This is a genomic window from Pseudomonas sp. GNP012, from assembly GCF_054343835.1.
Genome location: NZ_JBTGUU010000001.1, coordinates 902,511 through 918,500, shown reverse-complemented (window position 1 = coordinate 918,500; position 15,990 = coordinate 902,511). Strand labels below are relative to the sequence as shown.

General features: G+C 56.0%; 12 protein-coding genes. 3 read left to right on the top strand and 9 right to left on the bottom strand.

Annotated features, from left to right (window positions below; genetic code table 11):
• The first annotated feature begins 151 nt into the window (after nucleotides 1–151).
• On the top strand, nucleotides 152–709 hold the full coding sequence (locus tag ACXX83_RS04050) for a TetR/AcrR family transcriptional regulator (RefSeq protein WP_217837531.1): 558 nt from the start codon (nucleotides 152–154) through the stop codon (nucleotides 707–709).
• Here ACXX83_RS04050 and fabF read toward each other — a convergent pair.
• On the bottom strand, nucleotides 706–1,980 hold the full coding sequence (gene fabF / locus ACXX83_RS04045; protein WP_458547619.1) for a beta-ketoacyl-ACP synthase II: 1,275 nt from the start codon (nucleotides 1,978–1,980) through the stop codon (nucleotides 706–708). The genes ACXX83_RS04050 and fabF overlap by 4 nt on opposite strands.
• Before the next feature lie 31 nt (nucleotides 1,981–2,011).
• The gene (locus ACXX83_RS04040) at nucleotides 2,012–2,806 is read right to left on the bottom strand and encodes an SDR family NAD(P)-dependent oxidoreductase (protein WP_217837529.1); all 795 of its coding nucleotides are present in this window, start codon (nucleotides 2,804–2,806) and stop codon (nucleotides 2,012–2,014) included.
• A gap of 361 nt (nucleotides 2,807–3,167) precedes the next feature.
• Between ACXX83_RS04040 and ACXX83_RS04035 the strand changes: the two genes are divergently transcribed.
• Nucleotides 3,168–4,574 carry a Wzz/FepE/Etk N-terminal domain-containing protein gene (locus ACXX83_RS04035; RefSeq protein WP_458547618.1) on the top strand — a complete coding sequence of 469 codons (1,407 nt, stop codon included), beginning with the start codon at nucleotides 3,168–3,170 and terminating at the stop codon, nucleotides 4,572–4,574.
• Nucleotides 4,575–4,723: 149 nt separating this feature from the next.
• On the opposite strand, the gene ACXX83_RS04030 is transcribed toward ACXX83_RS04035, so the two are convergent.
• The 3 genes from ACXX83_RS04030 to ACXX83_RS04020 are packed head-to-tail and all read right to left on the bottom strand — an operon-like array spanning nucleotide 4,724 to nucleotide 9,208.
• Complete coding sequence (locus ACXX83_RS04030) at nucleotides 4,724–6,094, bottom strand: TolC family outer membrane protein (protein ID WP_458550157.1); 1,371 nt, start codon at nucleotides 6,092–6,094, stop codon at nucleotides 4,724–4,726.
• Between the two features lie 35 nt (nucleotides 6,095–6,129).
• The gene (locus tag ACXX83_RS04025; protein WP_217837527.1) at nucleotides 6,130–7,452 is read right to left on the bottom strand and encodes an HlyD family type I secretion periplasmic adaptor subunit; all 1,323 of its coding nucleotides are present in this window, start codon (nucleotides 7,450–7,452) and stop codon (nucleotides 6,130–6,132) included.
• A gap of 13 nt (nucleotides 7,453–7,465) precedes the next feature.
• On the bottom strand, nucleotides 7,466–9,208 hold the full coding sequence (locus ACXX83_RS04020) for a type I secretion system permease/ATPase (protein ID WP_458550156.1): 1,743 nt from the start codon (nucleotides 9,206–9,208) through the stop codon (nucleotides 7,466–7,468).
• A gap of 289 nt (nucleotides 9,209–9,497) precedes the next feature.
• On the opposite strand from ACXX83_RS04020, the gene ACXX83_RS04015 reads away from it, so the two are divergent.
• Complete coding sequence (locus tag ACXX83_RS04015; RefSeq protein WP_217837526.1) at nucleotides 9,498–11,264, top strand: calcium-binding protein; 1,767 nt, start codon at nucleotides 9,498–9,500, stop codon at nucleotides 11,262–11,264.
• Between the two features lie 116 nt (nucleotides 11,265–11,380).
• Here the strand turns inward: ACXX83_RS04015 and ACXX83_RS04010 are convergent, their stop codons facing one another.
• From ACXX83_RS04010 to ACXX83_RS03995, 4 genes are all read right to left on the bottom strand, one after another.
• Entirely contained in the window at nucleotides 11,381–11,716 is a 336-nt protein-coding gene (locus ACXX83_RS04010) for a ComEA family DNA-binding protein (RefSeq protein WP_217837525.1), read from the bottom strand.
• Between the two features lie 112 nt (nucleotides 11,717–11,828).
• On the bottom strand, nucleotides 11,829–13,823 hold the full coding sequence (locus ACXX83_RS04005) for a polysaccharide biosynthesis protein (RefSeq protein ID WP_217837524.1): 1,995 nt from the start codon (nucleotides 13,821–13,823) through the stop codon (nucleotides 11,829–11,831).
• A gap of 103 nt (nucleotides 13,824–13,926) precedes the next feature.
• Entirely contained in the window at nucleotides 13,927–14,952 is a 1,026-nt protein-coding gene (locus ACXX83_RS04000; RefSeq protein ID WP_458547617.1) for an MraY family glycosyltransferase, read from the bottom strand.
• A gap of 64 nt (nucleotides 14,953–15,016) precedes the next feature.
• A complete protein-coding gene (locus ACXX83_RS03995; RefSeq protein WP_015093997.1) occupies nucleotides 15,017–15,979 on the bottom strand; it encodes a UDP-glucose 4-epimerase family protein in 963 nt (320 codons plus the stop codon).
• Nucleotides 15,980–15,990 lie beyond the last annotated feature (11 nt).

Sequence of the window (15,990 nt, the reverse complement as noted above, 5' to 3'; positions counted from 1 at the left end):
TGAACGGCGGGGTTTGTTTTTGCGTGGCTGCCCTGAAATCATGCCGATTTGTACCCATATCGAAGCATCTGCATGCTTTTTAGAAATAGAAGTACAGTCACCATGCAATTTTCATTGGTTAATATGGGCCGCATTGATGCGGAGATATCAGATGCGTTACTCGCAGGACCATAAAGCCCAGACCCACCAACGCATAATCAAGGAAGCTTCAGCGCGATTTAGACGCGACGGTATCGGCGCGACCGGGCTGCAACCCCTGATGAAAGCACTGGGCCTGACCCACGGTGGCTTTTACTCGCACTTCAAGTCCAAGGACGAACTGGTGGAAAAAGCCTTGCAAGAGGCTGGCGTACAAGTCGACGAGTTGTGCGCGCAAATCTTCGCCGAGGAACACCCGCTCGAAGCCTTCATCGACACCTACCTGTCCGAATGGCATCAAACCTCACCTCACGAGGGTTGCCCGCTGCCGACCATTTCTTCGGAACTGGGGCTGCGTGGTCAACCGAGCCCCACCAGCGACGTCGTGCTCCGGGCGCGACTCGAGCAGATCCGGCACACTCTTGACGGAGAGCACACCGCCGACCGTAGCATCGTCATCATGTCTACGCTGGTCGGCGCCCTGCTGTTATCACGCAGCGTGGCTGACGCCGGGTTTGCCCAACGGATTCTCGACGTCGCACGCGAACACCTCAAACACCCGCAGGATTAACCCTGCCAACGCTTGAACAGCACACTGGCATTGACCCCGCCAAATCCGAAGCCGTTGGACAACGCATATTCGATGGCCATCGGCCGTGCGCTGCCATGAACAATGTCCACGCCTTCAGTGGCAGGGTCCGGTTTTTCGAAATTGAGGGTCGCCGGCACGACCTGGTCGCGGATTGCCAGCAGCGTAAAGATCGCTTCGAGTCCACCCGCGGCACCGAGCAAATGTCCGGTCGCCGACTTGGTCGATGTCACTGCGATGCCGTTTTGCGCACCGAACAACGCCTTGATCGCCGCCAGCTCACCCAGATCCCCTACCGGAGTCGAGGTTGCATGAGCATTCAGATGCTGGACCTGAGCCGGAGAAACACCGGCCTGTGCCAATGCCAACGACATCGCTCGCCGCGCACCGCTGCCGTCCTCGGGACCGGCGGTCAAGTGATAGGCATCGGCACTGGTGCCGTAGCCGACCAGCTCCGCCAGGGGCTTGGCGCCCCGGGCCAGCGCATGGTCCAGAGACTCGATGACCAGTAGCCCGGCCCCTTCACCCATGACAAAGCCATCGCGACCACTGTCGAAAGGTCGTGATGCGCGCTCAGGCGTTTCGTTGTAAGCACTGGACAAGGCACGAGCAGCCGCGAACCCGGCAAGGCTGACCCGATCGATCGCCGCTTCCGTACCGCCGCACACCGCGATATCCGCCTCACCCGCACGAATCATTCGCGCCGCGTCGCCAATCGCCTGAACCCCGGCAGCGCATGCCGTGACCGGCGCGCCCAATGGCCCCTTGAAGCCATGCTGGATCGACACATGACCGGCCGCGAGGTTGACCAGAAATGAAGGAATGGTGAACGGAGACAAACGCCTCGGACCACGGCTATCGGTAGTACGCACCGCGTCGGCAATCGCACCGAAACCACCCACGCCTGAACCGATGATGGTGGCCGTACGCTCCTGGGCATTGGCATCCAGCGCTTGCCAGCCGGCTTGCTCCAATGCCTGACGCGCGGCTTCCATGGCGAACAGAATGAAGCGGTCCATCTTCTTCTGTTCCTTGGGCGGGGTCGCCCGGTCCGGATCGAAACCCGCCTGCGGGTCATCCGCCAAGGTCAGCACCGCACCGCCGACCTTGGCCGGCAGATCGGCAACCACCTCATCCGGCAGATTACGCAGCCCGGAACGCCCGGCCAGCAGCCGCTCCCAGACCACTTCGACACCGCTCCCCAGCGGCGACACCAGGCCCATGCCTGTTACAACCACACGACGATCATTCATACCGCTCACACCTCAATCTGATTGATGGCACTTACCGATAACGGGCAGCAGCCTTGCTTTTGGACAGGTTAGGCGCCATCACAAGACGCGCCGCCACGAACGCATTCCAATCCGCCGCATCGGGCAATGAAGGAATAGTGATCAATTCACCCTGATCCAGACCCGACAATGCAGCATCGACCATCTCACCCGCCTCCATCACCATGTCCGCAGGAATTTGTGACGCATCGATGCCGGAGCGCTCCCAGATCTCGGTTCGGGTTACACCGGGCAGCACCGCCTGGATCTTCACCCCGGTGCCGTCCAGTTCGGCGTTCAACGATTGAGTCAGGCTCAATACATAGGCCTTGCTGGCGCTGTAGGTCGCATTGAAACGCTCGGGAAACAAGGCCACCACCGACGCAATATTGATGATTGTGCCGCGCCCGGCCTTGGTAAAACCGGCTGCAGCCGCCGCGGCCAATCGCGTGACAGCGGTGATATTCAACTGAATCATTCGCTCCAGTTGGTCGATATCGGCATTGGCCAAAAGCCCGTCCGCCGCCACGCCGGCGTTATTGAGCAACAGACTGATACTCGAATCGCTGCGTAACCGCTGTTCGAGCTGCAGCACATCTGCTTTTTGAGTCAGGTCCGCCTTCAGCACTTCAACCTCGATCCCATGCTCCGAACGCAGTTTGCTCGCGGCCGCCTCCAGTCGCTGCTCGTCGCGAGCCACGAGCAAAAGATCAAAACCACGAGCCGCCAACCGCTCGGCGTAAACTGCCCCGATGCCGGACGAAGCACCGGTGACAAGGGCCGTACCTTGGGACTGAACTGAATTCATGACGGTGCTCCTAAAGGATGCTGAGGGACGCCTGACACCAGGGCACGCCGGCGCAAGCGGTATTTATTATAGTCATAATTCAAACGCAATATGATAGTCGTAATTTTATTTCTCGAGAAACACTCGGCTCTCGTCGGGGGACCCTGCCAGAATGAGAGTAGACCCTGAATGAACATGAAACCTCGCCGGGCCTATGCGAAGGAATGAATGGTATTGCGGACCGGCCGATAAATGGTGGGGGATGAACAAAACGCATTAAGGATACCGAGGGGACAAGGGGCTCATGCGTAGAACCAGTCCTTGAAGCCATCGAGCGATACCAGATCAGCCCTGGGCTCGTAATTGCGAGCGTTTCTCACCCTTGCTGTTTGGTAACAAATGCAGGAAAATCCAAAAAAATTTAACCAGATGTAAATTTTTCAACCTGGATGACGATAATTTTCCAGAAACACTTTTGGAGCGTCTGTCCAAACTTTCAGAGCGTGCGATGAATATTCCAGTAAATACAATTGATACCCCACGACACGAAGTTGCTGAAGTAAAGGAGCTTATTGGTAGCCTCTGGAGCCAACGGGCGATTGTTTTACTGTTTACTGCACTGACTGTTACCGCCGCTATTGCTTATGCACAATTGGCAACTCCGGAATATGAGGCTGAAACTACTATTCGCCCCGTTCCACTGGCTGACCTGGACGAGTTGAACGAGTCCGGACTTTACAAAATCCGGCCAAGTGATGCGTTGAATAACGTTGGCTCATCAATGCAGTCTTATGATGTCCGCCTGAAGTTCTTCCAGGCCAACCCGCAGTTCCTTGCGCCATTGCAGGCACCTGGGCAATCCATTGAAGAAACATTTGACAAATTCAACGAAAAAGCATTTTTGCTTGAAAAGATCGACCCTAAAAAGAGTTCCAGCCTTACCGAAGCCGTTGGCCTTAGTCTCAGGTATCCCCAGGGTGTAGATGGCGTAGGCATCTTGAAAGCCTTTACCGACTACGTCGTTAAAGCCGAGAAAGAAAAAGCTGCCGCAAACTTGAAAACACTCGTTGCCAATCGTATCGACAACGTGGAAAAGAAGCTGGAGTCAAAAAAATCCGTCTATGAGGCGGAAAGAGATTCAAAAATCGCCCACTTGCTGGAAAAAGACAAGTTAAAAAAACAAACACTTCAAGACGAACTCAAAGCATTGCGTCAACAACTGCAAAGCCGCAGACAAAACCGCATCAAAGAGCTTGACGAAGCCATCGTCATCGCCAAGAAACTCGGCATTGTGAAACCCACCACGCCCTCGGCGCTGGGAGATGGAGAGCAGGCACATCAGGGCAACATGATCCGCACTGAAGTCAACAATCAGAAAATACCTCTGTACTTCCTGGGACAGGCGGCACTGGAAGCAGAACGCGCCACCCTGGTAACTCGTAGTTCCGATGACTTCACCGAACCGCGCATTGATGAGATTCAAAAAGAACTCAGCCTGCTGGCTACAAACCGCGAAGCGGCACTTCTCAAAGAGCGGGATAATCCTGAGATGTTCGTCAAGGACTTCGCAGACATTCGCGGAGAGTTGACTCACTTGAAACAGCTGAGTGTAAACTTCGATCAATTCAACCTGGTACAAGTTGATAAAGATGCGACAGCACCTCAAGCACCTATAAAACCGAAGAAAGCCCTGATCGTCGGATTTGGCCTGATCTTCGGATTCATACTTGGCGTGGGTGTCGCCATTCTGCGTCGCGCCCTGCTTTCAATGCACCCATCTCGTCGTTGATTGTCGAGGGCTGCGCCTGCTCTGCAGGCGCAGCCCGACTTGACCCATTGCTTTAATGCCCGCCTTTATCGCCGTAAAAACCAACATCGCTTTTTCGACGCTCCAACTTGTCCAACGCGATGCGCCAAGAGCGGTTAACAGGCGACAACTTATTCGCGCAGTGTCTCTGGTGAAGTGATCGCTTGATCATTGCCACTCAACCAGACATTGACGTTCTCGACACTCTCTTGCGACAACTTTCCGGCCCAACGATTCAGGATAAAAAGGTTGGTTATAAAGTCGTACTGAGCCTTCAGCAGATCGCGACGTGCCGTGAACTCGTTCTGCACTGCAGTCAATACATCCACGGCATTGACCACACCATAGGTGAATGCCTTTTCTGCCGCGATGCGCGACTGCTCGGCCGAAGCCAGTGCATTGCGGTTGGCATGAATCTTTTCCACGCTTGAGTCTGCAGTCAAATACGCGTTAGTCGTTTCCTTGACCACCTGACGGCGTGTCGCCACCAATTGCTGTTCTGCGGTGAGCTGATCCTGATACAACTGCCTGACCCGCGCGGATGTCGCACCACCGCTATAGATCGGAATCTGTACCCCAACACCCGCGACATAGCTGTCGGTCTGCGGCGCCAACGAATTGTTGTAACCCTCGTTGGTCTGTTGTGCGCTCAGGTTCAGATTGACCGTGGGATAGTGCCCACCCTTACCGGCGCGCAGGGCAGCCTCGGCAGCCTCCTGCGCATTTTCACCGGCCTTTATCGCCGGATTATCGGCGATCGCCAAATTCACCCAACTCTCCAGGCTTTCAGCGGACACCTTCAATTCGACGTCATTACGCACACGGCTCAGCTTCTCTTTGACCGGCCGTCCGATAATCTCCGACAACGCGACGCGGCTCAGACTGGACTGGTTGCGCGCTTCGACTTCCTGGGCGGCCAGCGAATCGACTCGAGCCTGGAGCTCCAGCAAATCGGTAACCATTGCCAACTGTTTGCTGTAGAGCGCACTGACCCTGTCGAGGTTTTTCTGGGTAGCCCTGCGCTCGGCCTGCACCAGCTCAAGTTCATCATCGGCAGCCAATGCAGCGAAGTAACGCTGCGCAAGATCCACCGTGGCCTCGGCCTGAGCTTCCTTTGATTCGGAGTCCGCCTGCTTTGCCAGGCTTTTGAAGTGCTGGTAGTTTTCCCAGGCAGCCTTGTTATACAAAGGCTGGGTCAACCCCACCGAATAATTGCGGCTGTTGTAGGCCTCGTCGATCTGAATGTTGGACTGTTTGATCCGGTTGAATCCGGCGTTAGCCGTCACCGAGGGCAACAGACTGCCAAATGCCTGGTTTTGCTGTTCGACCCCGGATTGAGCCTTGGAGTAGGAAGCGATCACCCGAGGGTCTTCCAGGCGTGACTCGCGGTACAGCTGCATCAAGTCAACCGAGTAATTCTGCTTGCTGACCGAAGCCGTTGGCGGTGTCGTGATAGAGGACCGGGCGACGGGCGCTTCGGCGGCATGAACAGGCAAAGCCATCGAACCCAATACCAGGCAGGGAAACAGACGCACGATCACTCCTCGATCATCGACTGGGCGATAACGTCACGTGCCGGCTGCATCAAGTACTGCAGCATGGTGCGCTCTCCGGTGTTGATCAACACGTCTGCCGGCATGCCCGCCAACAGCTTGCGATCACCCAGTTTACGCGCCCCTTCCCGAGTCACGCTGATCCGGGCCAGGTAATACGGCGCGCTGGTTTTCTCGTTGATCAGACGGTCGCCGGAAACACTCGTCACTCGACCTTCGATGACAGGAGTCGTGGCCGAGTTGAAGGCATTGAAGCGAATGTCCGCCAACTTGCCGACAGCGATTCGGTCGATGTCATTGGGCGAGACCTGCGCCTCGACCACCAGATCGGAAACCGATGGAACGATATCCAGCAAGGGCGTCGCGGGTCGCACAACGCCACCGATGGTGTGAATCGTCATGCCGATCACCATCCCGTCATCCGGAGCGCGGATAACCACCCTGCTCAGGCGATCCTCCAGCGCCGAGACTTTTTCCTGCAAGTCATAGGCCTTGGTCTGGGTCTCTGCCAACTGCTTGGTAACGTCGGCGCTGAAGTCCTTGTCGATTTGCAGGATCTGCAACTGGGTTTCGTTGATCTGCAACTTGGTCTTGATGTTGGTCGAGCGGTGATCCGCCACTTCAGACTTGAGCAAATCCAGCTTGCGCGCCTGTTCGAGCATCCGCTGCTTGTCGACAAAACCCTGGGCCAGCAATTCTTTCAGTTCGGCAATTTCGCCGCTATAGGATTCCTGCAAGCTGGCCTTGGTACCGATCATGGTATCGGTTCCCTTGATTTGCTGATTCAACTGACCAATACGCTCTTGCAGGACCGAGATTTGTCCAAGTCGCGAGCTACGCCTTGCGTTGAACACCTGTGTCTCGCCGTAACGCGCTTCGGAACTGCGCTGATTGTCGGAAAGGAGGTCATTGGGGAATGCGATCGCCGGCAGGTCATCCCGCTCGGCAAGCAGGCGCGCCTCCATTGTCCTGGCAGCAATCAACTGGCTGCGGGTCATTTCGTATTCGGAGCGCAGTTGAGCGTCGTCGAGTACGATGATCGGGTCGCCTTTTTTCACGACATCGCCATCATGGGCAAGCAGGTCCTTGACGATGCCGCCCTCCAGATGCTGAACCGTCTTGCGATACGTTTGCACGGTGACGACACCCGGCGCGTAAGCCGCGCCGTCCAGCGGAGCAAACGCCGCCCATCCGCCAAACAGGCCGAACGTCACCAATACAATGAGAAATCCTTTACGGCGTACGGATCTGTCGGACATGGGCAGATCTGCGAAAGTATCGGCAGGAGTAGTGAGCGTGCGGTTCATCGATAACTTCCTGTCAAACTTCGGTCGAAGCGACTTCTGTGCCTGCCCGTGCGCCAGGCTTTTGCTGGGAGGCCAATTGATTCGCGTTGAGTTGCGCCAGGACCTGATCCCGTGGGCCGTACAAACTGATCGTGCCGGCATTCATCACCAGCAAGCGGTCAAGCTGGGCCAGAATCGAGGTCCGGTGGGCGATCACGAAAACCGTTGCCCCGGTGAGTTTTATCTGTTGCAGCGCCAACGCCAGCGCTCGTTCACCGACCTCGTCCAGGTGAGCGTTCGGCTCATCCAGCACGATAAGCCGCGGGCTGCCATAGATTGCCCGGGCCAACCCGATACGTTGCCGCTGCCCACCCGACAGATTGATGCCGCCCTCGCCAATGACCGTATCGTAGCCATCAGGCAGCATCAGAATCATTTCGTGGACACTCGCGGTCCTGGCCGCCAGCACGACTTTATCCGGGTCCACGACACCAAAACGCGCGATGTTGTCGCTGATAGTGCCTTCGAACAGTTCAATGTCCTGCGGTAAATACCCGAGGTGCGGTCCCAATTGGCCTTTGTCCCAATTGGCAATATCGGCAGCATCCAGACGGACGACGCCATGCTGTGGCTTCCATACGCCCACCAAGGCCTTGGCAAGCGTCGACTTGCCCGAGGCGCTTGGCCCGACGACACCGATCATTGCGCCTGCCGGTGCACTGAAACCGATACCTTTGATGATCGGGGCCTTTGCTCCGGGAGCGCCCAAGGTGAGGTTCTCCACCGTCACATGGCCGATTGGAGCGGGCAATGGCATACGCTCAGGTTCGGCTTTTTGCTGGTCGAGAATGCTGTTCAGACGTGCGTATTGTGAACGGGCGGCGATAAATCCTTTCCAACTGCCGATCATCAAGTCCAGAGGGGCCAGCGCTCGACCCAGCAGCACTGAACCTGCAATTACCAGCCCGGCGTTGATCTCATGGCTGACCGCCAGATAAGCGCCGAGGCCGAGAATCAGTGATTGAACTATCAGACGGAAAGTCTTTGATATCGACGTGATGATCCCGCTGCGATCGCTGGCTCGGGATTGCAACAGCAGCACCTTCTTGTGCCGCAGACTCCAGCGTGACATGAGGGAGTCAAGCATGCCCATGGATTCGATCACTTCGGCATTGCGCAAATTCTTGTTGGTTTGCAGCGTCGCGCCAATGCTCTCTTTATTGGCCTCCGCCAGAACCTTGCCCGTGGATTGTTCATTGATACAGGCCAGCGCCAGCAAGATCACTGCACAACCGATTGCCGTCCAGCCATACCAGGGGTGAAACAGGAACAGCACCGCGACATAGATCGGCAGCCACGGCGCATCAAAAAAAGCGAACAGACCGTTCCCGGACATGAATTGGCGCAGCCCGGTCAGATCGCTGAGCGGCTGGGCCGACGCGTCCTGGCCACCGCTGTCCAGTGCCCGCTTGAAACTGGCCCGGTAGACATCCCGGCTCAGCAACACGTCGAGCCTGGTGCTGACACGAACCATGATCCGCGAGCGTACCCACTCCAGCAGGCCCATCGTCACCAGCAGGAAGGTCAGAATAAGGGTCAACATGGCCAGCGTCGTCAGGCTGCCGCCCGTGACGACCCGCCCGTAGACCTGAAGCATGTAGAAGGTCGGGACCAACATCAGTGAGTTGATGAACAGGCTGAAAAAACCCACCGACATGAAACTGCTCCTGCAGGCCCTCAGGGCTTCCTGCAAGCTGTTTTCGCGTGTACTGCGTATCATCTCGGAACTGACAACCTGGTGTGTTGATCGGGGATTGCGGGGCGCGCGAGTGTATCACCTGAACAACGATTGCAGTATGAAATCGCCAGCATCCCGGCTTTGCCCTGCAATCGACGAACAGCGCTGGCCCTTACTCTCTGAGGATTTATAATTCCGTTAGAGTTGATAATGGTTCTTTAACATACCGGCCAAAGAACTGTAACATGTGTGAAATTTTGGCCAGCAACGGCGTTTGCAGAACGATTTGGATATCGGGAGCGGCCACCCAATCAATATGGAGTCACTCTTGATCAATTATTTTTCTTTACTCGCCAATATCGTCCGGGAAGAAGCGGCTGCAACCGGCGCGCTGCTGCAAGACGTCGCCCGCGAACTATTGGCCACCAATACAACTCACTCCGATGGTGCCTGGTGGGCTGCCCACGGCAATGACCCCTTCTATACCGCCGAGCAAATTTACAAAACCGTCACCGGCGACCCGACTGCCGAACGCGCAGAACTTCTGTGCGGCAATATGGTTAACGTTTTCAGCGGCCTCTGTGCGGAGCTTGGCCTGCAAAAACGCACCATCTGGACGTATTCAGACTCCCAGGGGTTCTTTCAGGGGCATACGTACCTTGAAATTTTCAATACAACTACCAACAAATGGGAAATTCAGGACGCGGACTACAACGTCTATTACACCGACGTTCGCACTGGCGAGCGTGTCGGTGTCAAGGACATGATGAACGCAGATGACGTTGAATATTTCATCCCTAATAATGCAACTGAATCCGGATGGTCAGAAACAGGCGCAGAAGCCTTGCGCCTGGCTAATCTATATGCAGCGCAAATAATCACTACAGAGCATAAGCTCTATACCAGTAACGACAGTCTGAGCGATACCTTGCTGGACAGTATTGCCAATTCTCTTAGCGGAGTCTTTGAATACACGGTAGATAGCGGTGTCGCCGATCTGACTGCCACGCATCTGACAGATAGCGACGCCGTCACCAGCAACGGTAGAGCCACTATCACCGGCAGTTCGAGCGCTGACTTCATTTCATATGATGGCAGTTCACTCAGCCCGGTGTTCGCCACACTCATCGGTGGAGCCGGTGATGACACGCTTGCGCTACGTTTTTCCGGCGGTCAACTTTACGGTAATGCGGGCAATGATGTCCTGATTGGCGGGCAGGCTGCAGATCTGCTGGTCGGTGGTACGGGTGATGACTACCTGTCTGGCGGCTACGGTGCGGACCAGTATGCGTTTTCCAAAGGCGACGGTTTCAACGACACCATCGACAGTTTCGGCGTAGGTGTCGACCAGCTTGTTTTCCTCGGCGTAAGCGGTACCGGTGGTACCGGTCGTACGAAAATTTCGGAAAAAGAGTTCAACTTCAGGATCGACCAGAAATTGACCTCGGACGGTGTCTATCTTCGCTATGACACCGATGGTGACGCACGTTTTGATGGCGGGATGCTGATCGAAGACCGTACGACACTGCTCACCGCCAACGACGCCACATTTGTATTCAACGCCGACCCACTCAAAGGCTTCAATACGACTGCCGTCGCTGGCAATCCTGGTTCCGGCTACGCCGAAAAAATCTACGGCGGCAGTGCGGCAGACAAAATCCTCTACACCGGCACGCGTGGCGCAGAACTGGCTGGCAGCACCAGCGGAGCAAACAGCGGCAATGACATTATCCAGTCTCACTCGGATGCGAACTGCTCACTGTATGGTCAAGATGGCAATGATGTATTGGCTGGAGGAAACGGCGGCGACTTCATCGTCGGCGGCACCGGCAACGACCTGCTGATTGGTGGAAAAGGGCGGGACGTCTTCGTATTCAACGCAGGCTCGGGCGCAGACACCATCCAGGATTTCAAACAAGGTGAAGACACCCTCTACATCTACGGCTGGACGACTACCAAGTCCGTGACGCAGACGCTGCAGGACAATGGACTGGTTGTGACTTTCGACACCGCCGGTGACGGTGCTCACGGGGGCAATATCACGCTACTAGGCCAGACCACCTTGCTGAACAATGCCGACCTGTACTTTGCCTGAGTTCGGATGAGCGACCGCAACGTACCGTTCAAGTAAAAAAGGCTGACCCGCCGGGTAAAAGTCTCGCTACAGAAAAAGGCCGATCAATGATCGGCCTTTGTCGTTTCAATCACGCCTCAGTTCACTTCGATCCTGTCGCGGTTTCTATCCAGTATCGCTTTGCCGATACCCTTCACTTCCAGTAATTCGTCAACTGACGCAAACGCACCATTACTGTCACGATGAGCAACAATCGCTTGAGCTTTGGCTTCGCCCACTCCAATCAACTCGCGTTGCAGCGTAGGTGCATCAGCACTATTGAGATCGACTTTGCCAGATTGCGTCTTGGCGACGACATCCTGCACCAACGGCGCTTTCATGACTTCAGGTGCGCTGACAGGTGCGGCGATTGCCGTAAGAGAGGTGCTGGTGAGAAGGGCAAAAACCAGAGAATGGAAACTGCTTGTACGCATTAGTGAAGCTCCATGCTGTCGTTTGAGAAAGCAGCTTTTCCGAAGCTGCTCTCCAAACTTAGGCCAATACATCGAACTGTCAAAAATGTGTACGTTACTGGATATGAAACAATCAGGGTTCCAGGCGGCGCTGCTGGTAAATCCAGTCGACAATCTCACCGTCCGGGGTATAGCCGCTGACCGTGTCGCGCAACAATTGACGGACGCGCGCATAGTCGTCCTGATCGACCGCGGCAAGCAACTCGGTCAGCTTGACCTTCAGCACATCCCAGGACAGATGATCCTCGTTGGCCGTCATGATCATCGGGTGCTGAGTGGCCGCCACGTTGTCACCAATCAGCAGCTCTTCGTAAAGCTTCTCACCCGGACGCAGCCCGGTGAACTCGATAGCGATGTCGCCATGCAGGTTCTTTTCCGAGCGCACGCTCAGGCCGGACAAATGGATCATCTTCTCGGCCAGTTCGACGATCCTCACGGGCTCACCCATGTCGAGGACAAACACATCACCACCCTGCCCCATGGAACCCGCCTGAATCACCAACTGCGCCGCTTCCGGGATGGTCATGAAGTATCGAGTGATCTTCGGATGCGTGACCGTCAGCGGACCACCCGACTTGATCTGCTTGTGAAACAGCGGAATGACCGAACCCGACGAGCCCAGGACGTTACCAAACCGCACCATCGTGAAGCGCGTTTTGTTCACACGGGAGACATTGCTCGTATCTCCGAACAAAACCGGAGCCAACTCACGACTCAGCGCTTGCAGCGTCAACTCGGCAAGGCGCTTGGTGCTACCCATGACATTGGTGGGTCGTACTGCCTTGTCCGTCGAAATCAGGACGAAGTTGGCCACTCCTGCCTGAAGTGCGGCCTGGGCCGTATTAAGCGTGCCTATCACATTATTGAGCACACCCTCGGCAATGTTGTGTTCGACCATGGGCACATGCTTGTAGGCGGCGGCGTGATAAACCGTGTCCACTCGCCAGGTTTTCATGACATCCAGCAACTTGTCCGGGTTGCGAACTGATCCGAGAATCGGCAAGAGACGAATGGACAGCGACTCTCGAGCGACCCGCTGCTCCAACTCGGACAGGATGGAGTAAAGATTGAACTCACTGTGTTCAAACAGGAGAAGCGTTGTCGGGCGCAGTGCCAGAATCTGCCGGCAAAGCTCGGAGCCAATGGAGCCCCCGGCGCCCGTGACCAACACGGACTGCCCCGTGATGCAATGTTCGAGTAAATCAGCCTGGGCCGGGACGGCGTCACGCCCGAGCAAGTCGGCAATGTCTACTTCCTGGATATCGTCGACCTTGACCCGGCCACTGGCCAGATCCATGAAACCCGGGACGCTTCGAACGTGCAGCGGAAAGCCTTCGAGAAATCCGAGAATCTCGCGACGGCGGCCACGGTTTGACGAAGGAATGGCGAGGAGAATTTCCTGGGCACCGGTGTTATCGATCATCTGCTGGATGTGCTTGGGCTTGTACACCTGCAATCCGGAAATCACCCGGTCGGCGATCCCGCTATCGTCATCGATAAAGGCAACAGGCCGCATGACGCGCCCCATCCGCAAGGCTGCAACAAGTTGATTACCCGCCGCCCCTGCGCCGTAGATAGCCACTTTCGGCAGACCGTCATCCCGGCTGGTGAACGGGACGTGCTGGGCGGCGCTGAACCAGTCGCCCATAAAGTACTGACGCATGGCCAGGCGCAGACCGCCGATCATGATCAGGCTCAACCACCAGTAGTTGAAAATGATCGAGCGCGGAACGACGTTTTGATGATTGCTGTACCAGTACACCACGACGCCAAGTATCAGAGCCGATAGTGTCACCGCCTTGATAATGGCAATGAGCGCGTCATTTCCAAAGTACCGCATGACCGCACGGTACATGCCAAAGCGAACGAAAAGAGGAATGGCGATGACAGGTGCACTGACAAAAAGCCAGACGTGCTGAGTGAACGGGTTGACCAGTTCGTCCACCCCAAGTCGCACGACAAACGCCATCCACAGGGCAAACCAGACCAGCGAAATATCAGTCAGGACCTGCAGAATGCGTTTATGTCGTCTTGGCAGACTTAACAACTTTGCCCGAATCTTATCCATAACCCCTCTAAACACCTGTCGAAGCTCCTAGCATTGATACAGCAACTGCAGCTTTCGGTAACTCACTTACCGACAAAGCAATACTCAAAAACCAATGCGTTCATCACGCCTTGCCAACGATTTCCAACTCGCCCGCGTGAAACTTGAAAGCCAGCAAGACCAGAGGCACATAGGCCAGGACCACGCCTGCCACGCCATCGATATATTGCATGACGACCAATATAGCCACTGGCACTAACCACAACAAATTGATCGCAGCAATTGTCAGCGTGACCGCCCGATGGCTGCCATATTGTCGTGAAGCATACTGGTACCCATGGCTGCGATGGGCCTCATAAACCTTATCCCCGCGCAACAGTCGACGAATGAGGGTAAAGGTGGCATCAACAATAAAGACGCCCAACAAAATGAGCCAGGCCCAGAGAAACAGCGGATTGGTCCATGCTGCATAGAGTGACATCACCGCCAGCACTATGCCCAGAAAACCACTGCCGGCATCGCCCATGAAAATCTTCGCTGGCGGGAAATTCCAGGCCAGGAAACCCGATACGGCCATCGCCAGCACCAGCGGAGCAATCGCGAGGCTGGTGTGGCCTGCGATCCAGTAGACCAGGCTAGCACCGACACAGGCACAAATCGCCTCGACGCTGGCCAGGCCATCAATACCATCCATGAAGTTGTAGAGGTTGAGCATCCAGACCAGATAGAACGCACCGATGACATACCCGAACCCGCCGAGACTGAACTCGAAGCCGAACAGGTTGATCGGCGCCATCCCGCCAATCCAGATCAATGCCCAGATGGCACCCGCGAAATGCGCAAGCAGCCGCCAGCGCGCGGCAATATGCCCATGATCGTCGAGAAACCCGATGATCGCGATCCAGCCGCCGGCCCCCAGCAGAGCCAGCGCCATCGGCCAGGCGACGGCCTCTGCCCAGGCCAGGACTGGCAACGCGATCAGAAAGCTCAGGACGATAGCCACACCACCACCCCGGGGGGTTGGGACCGAGTGTGAGCTACGCGCATTAGGAACATCTATCAAGCTGCGTGCCAGCGCGTATTTGCGCAATGCACCGGTGCCCAAGAATGAAACACCCACCACCAACGCCAACAACCATATTGTGTTCAAAGGTCAACTTCCTGAAACAGCCACAATCAATTCTGCAATTGAACCGGCATTGTCATAAGCCAGCTTAGCGCTGCCTTTCCTTGTAGTAGTTGGCAGCCGAGACAAGCGCCTCATCGACGCTGACCGGCGGAATCCAGCCCAGCAACTCTCGAGTTTTGCTGATATCGACTTGCAACGAACCGCACAGACGTTGCGACAAAGCCTTTTTGCCGAGCAACTGCGCCCCTCGTTCAAGCAACACGCTTGGCACAGGCAACAGGCGGGCAGGTTTACCCAATGCCTTTGCCATCCGCGTCAACAATTGTGTCGTGGACAAATCCTCCCCGTCGCTGACGAGGAAGGTCTGATTGGCGGCGGCTGGATGACGGATGCAGGTCACGATCAAATCCGCAAGATTTTCCAGCGCGACCAGGCTGCGTCGATTATGGATAGCCCCGAACGGCAGGGGTATTCCCTTGTCCAGCCAACGCATCATGTTCAGGAAGTTGGCTCTCACGCCCGGACCGTAAACCAGTACCGGACGGATGATCACCACTTCCATCCCGCAAGTGCTCGCAATTTCACGCAGTCCTTGCTCGGCCTCCATTTTCGAAACGCCGTACGGATCACCTGGTGCGGGCGTCGCGTCGGCGAAGTAAGGCTGATTGAGCGGCGTACCTTCGCCATTCACCTTGATCGAACTGATGAACACAAAGCGACGAACACCCGACGAGGCTGCCTGCCGAGCGAGGCTTAGCGTGCCCTCGACATTCACCTTGCGAAACGCCTCCAGCGGATCGGATTCGGTGTCATTCATGACGTGAACACGAGCCGCGCCATGAATGACAACCTCTACTTGATCCAGCGCCTGAGACCAATCGGTATCAGCACTGAGCCCGGCGGTTCGAACGGTAATAACGCGCGACGGACAGTCAGGCAGGGCGTGCCCACGAATGGCTGCCACCGGTTCCAGATCGTCAGAGGCCGCCAAGCGACCCAATACTGCGCGACCGACGAAACCCGTAGCACCTGTCAATAAAACACGCATTTTTCAAACCT

Bases quoted from the DNA above. Each gene is read 5' to 3' on its own strand.
- ACXX83_RS04005 (WP_217837524.1), bottom strand. From the start codon at position 13,823: ATGGATAAGATTCGGGCAAAGTTGTTAAGTCTGCCAAGACGACATAAA.
- ACXX83_RS03995 (WP_015093997.1), bottom strand. From the start codon at position 15,979: ATGCGTGTTTTATTGACAGGTGCTACGGGTTTCGTCGGTCGCGCAGTA.
- fabF (WP_458547619.1), bottom strand. From the start codon at position 1,980: ATGAATGATCGTCGTGTGGTTGTAACAGGCATGGGCCTGGTGTCGCCG.
- ACXX83_RS04030 (WP_458550157.1), bottom strand. From the start codon at position 6,094: ATGGCTTTGCCTGTTCATGCCGCCGAAGCGCCCGTCGCCCGGTCCTCT.
- ACXX83_RS04010 (WP_217837525.1), bottom strand. From the start codon at position 11,716: ATGCGTACAAGCAGTTTCCATTCTCTGGTTTTTGCCCTTCTCACCAGC.
- ACXX83_RS04050 (WP_217837531.1), top strand. From the start codon at position 152: ATGCGTTACTCGCAGGACCATAAAGCCCAGACCCACCAACGCATAATC.
- ACXX83_RS04040 (WP_217837529.1), bottom strand. From the start codon at position 2,806: ATGAATTCAGTTCAGTCCCAAGGTACGGCCCTTGTCACCGGTGCTTCG.
- ACXX83_RS04025 (WP_217837527.1), bottom strand. From the start codon at position 7,452: ATGAACCGCACGCTCACTACTCCTGCCGATACTTTCGCAGATCTGCCC.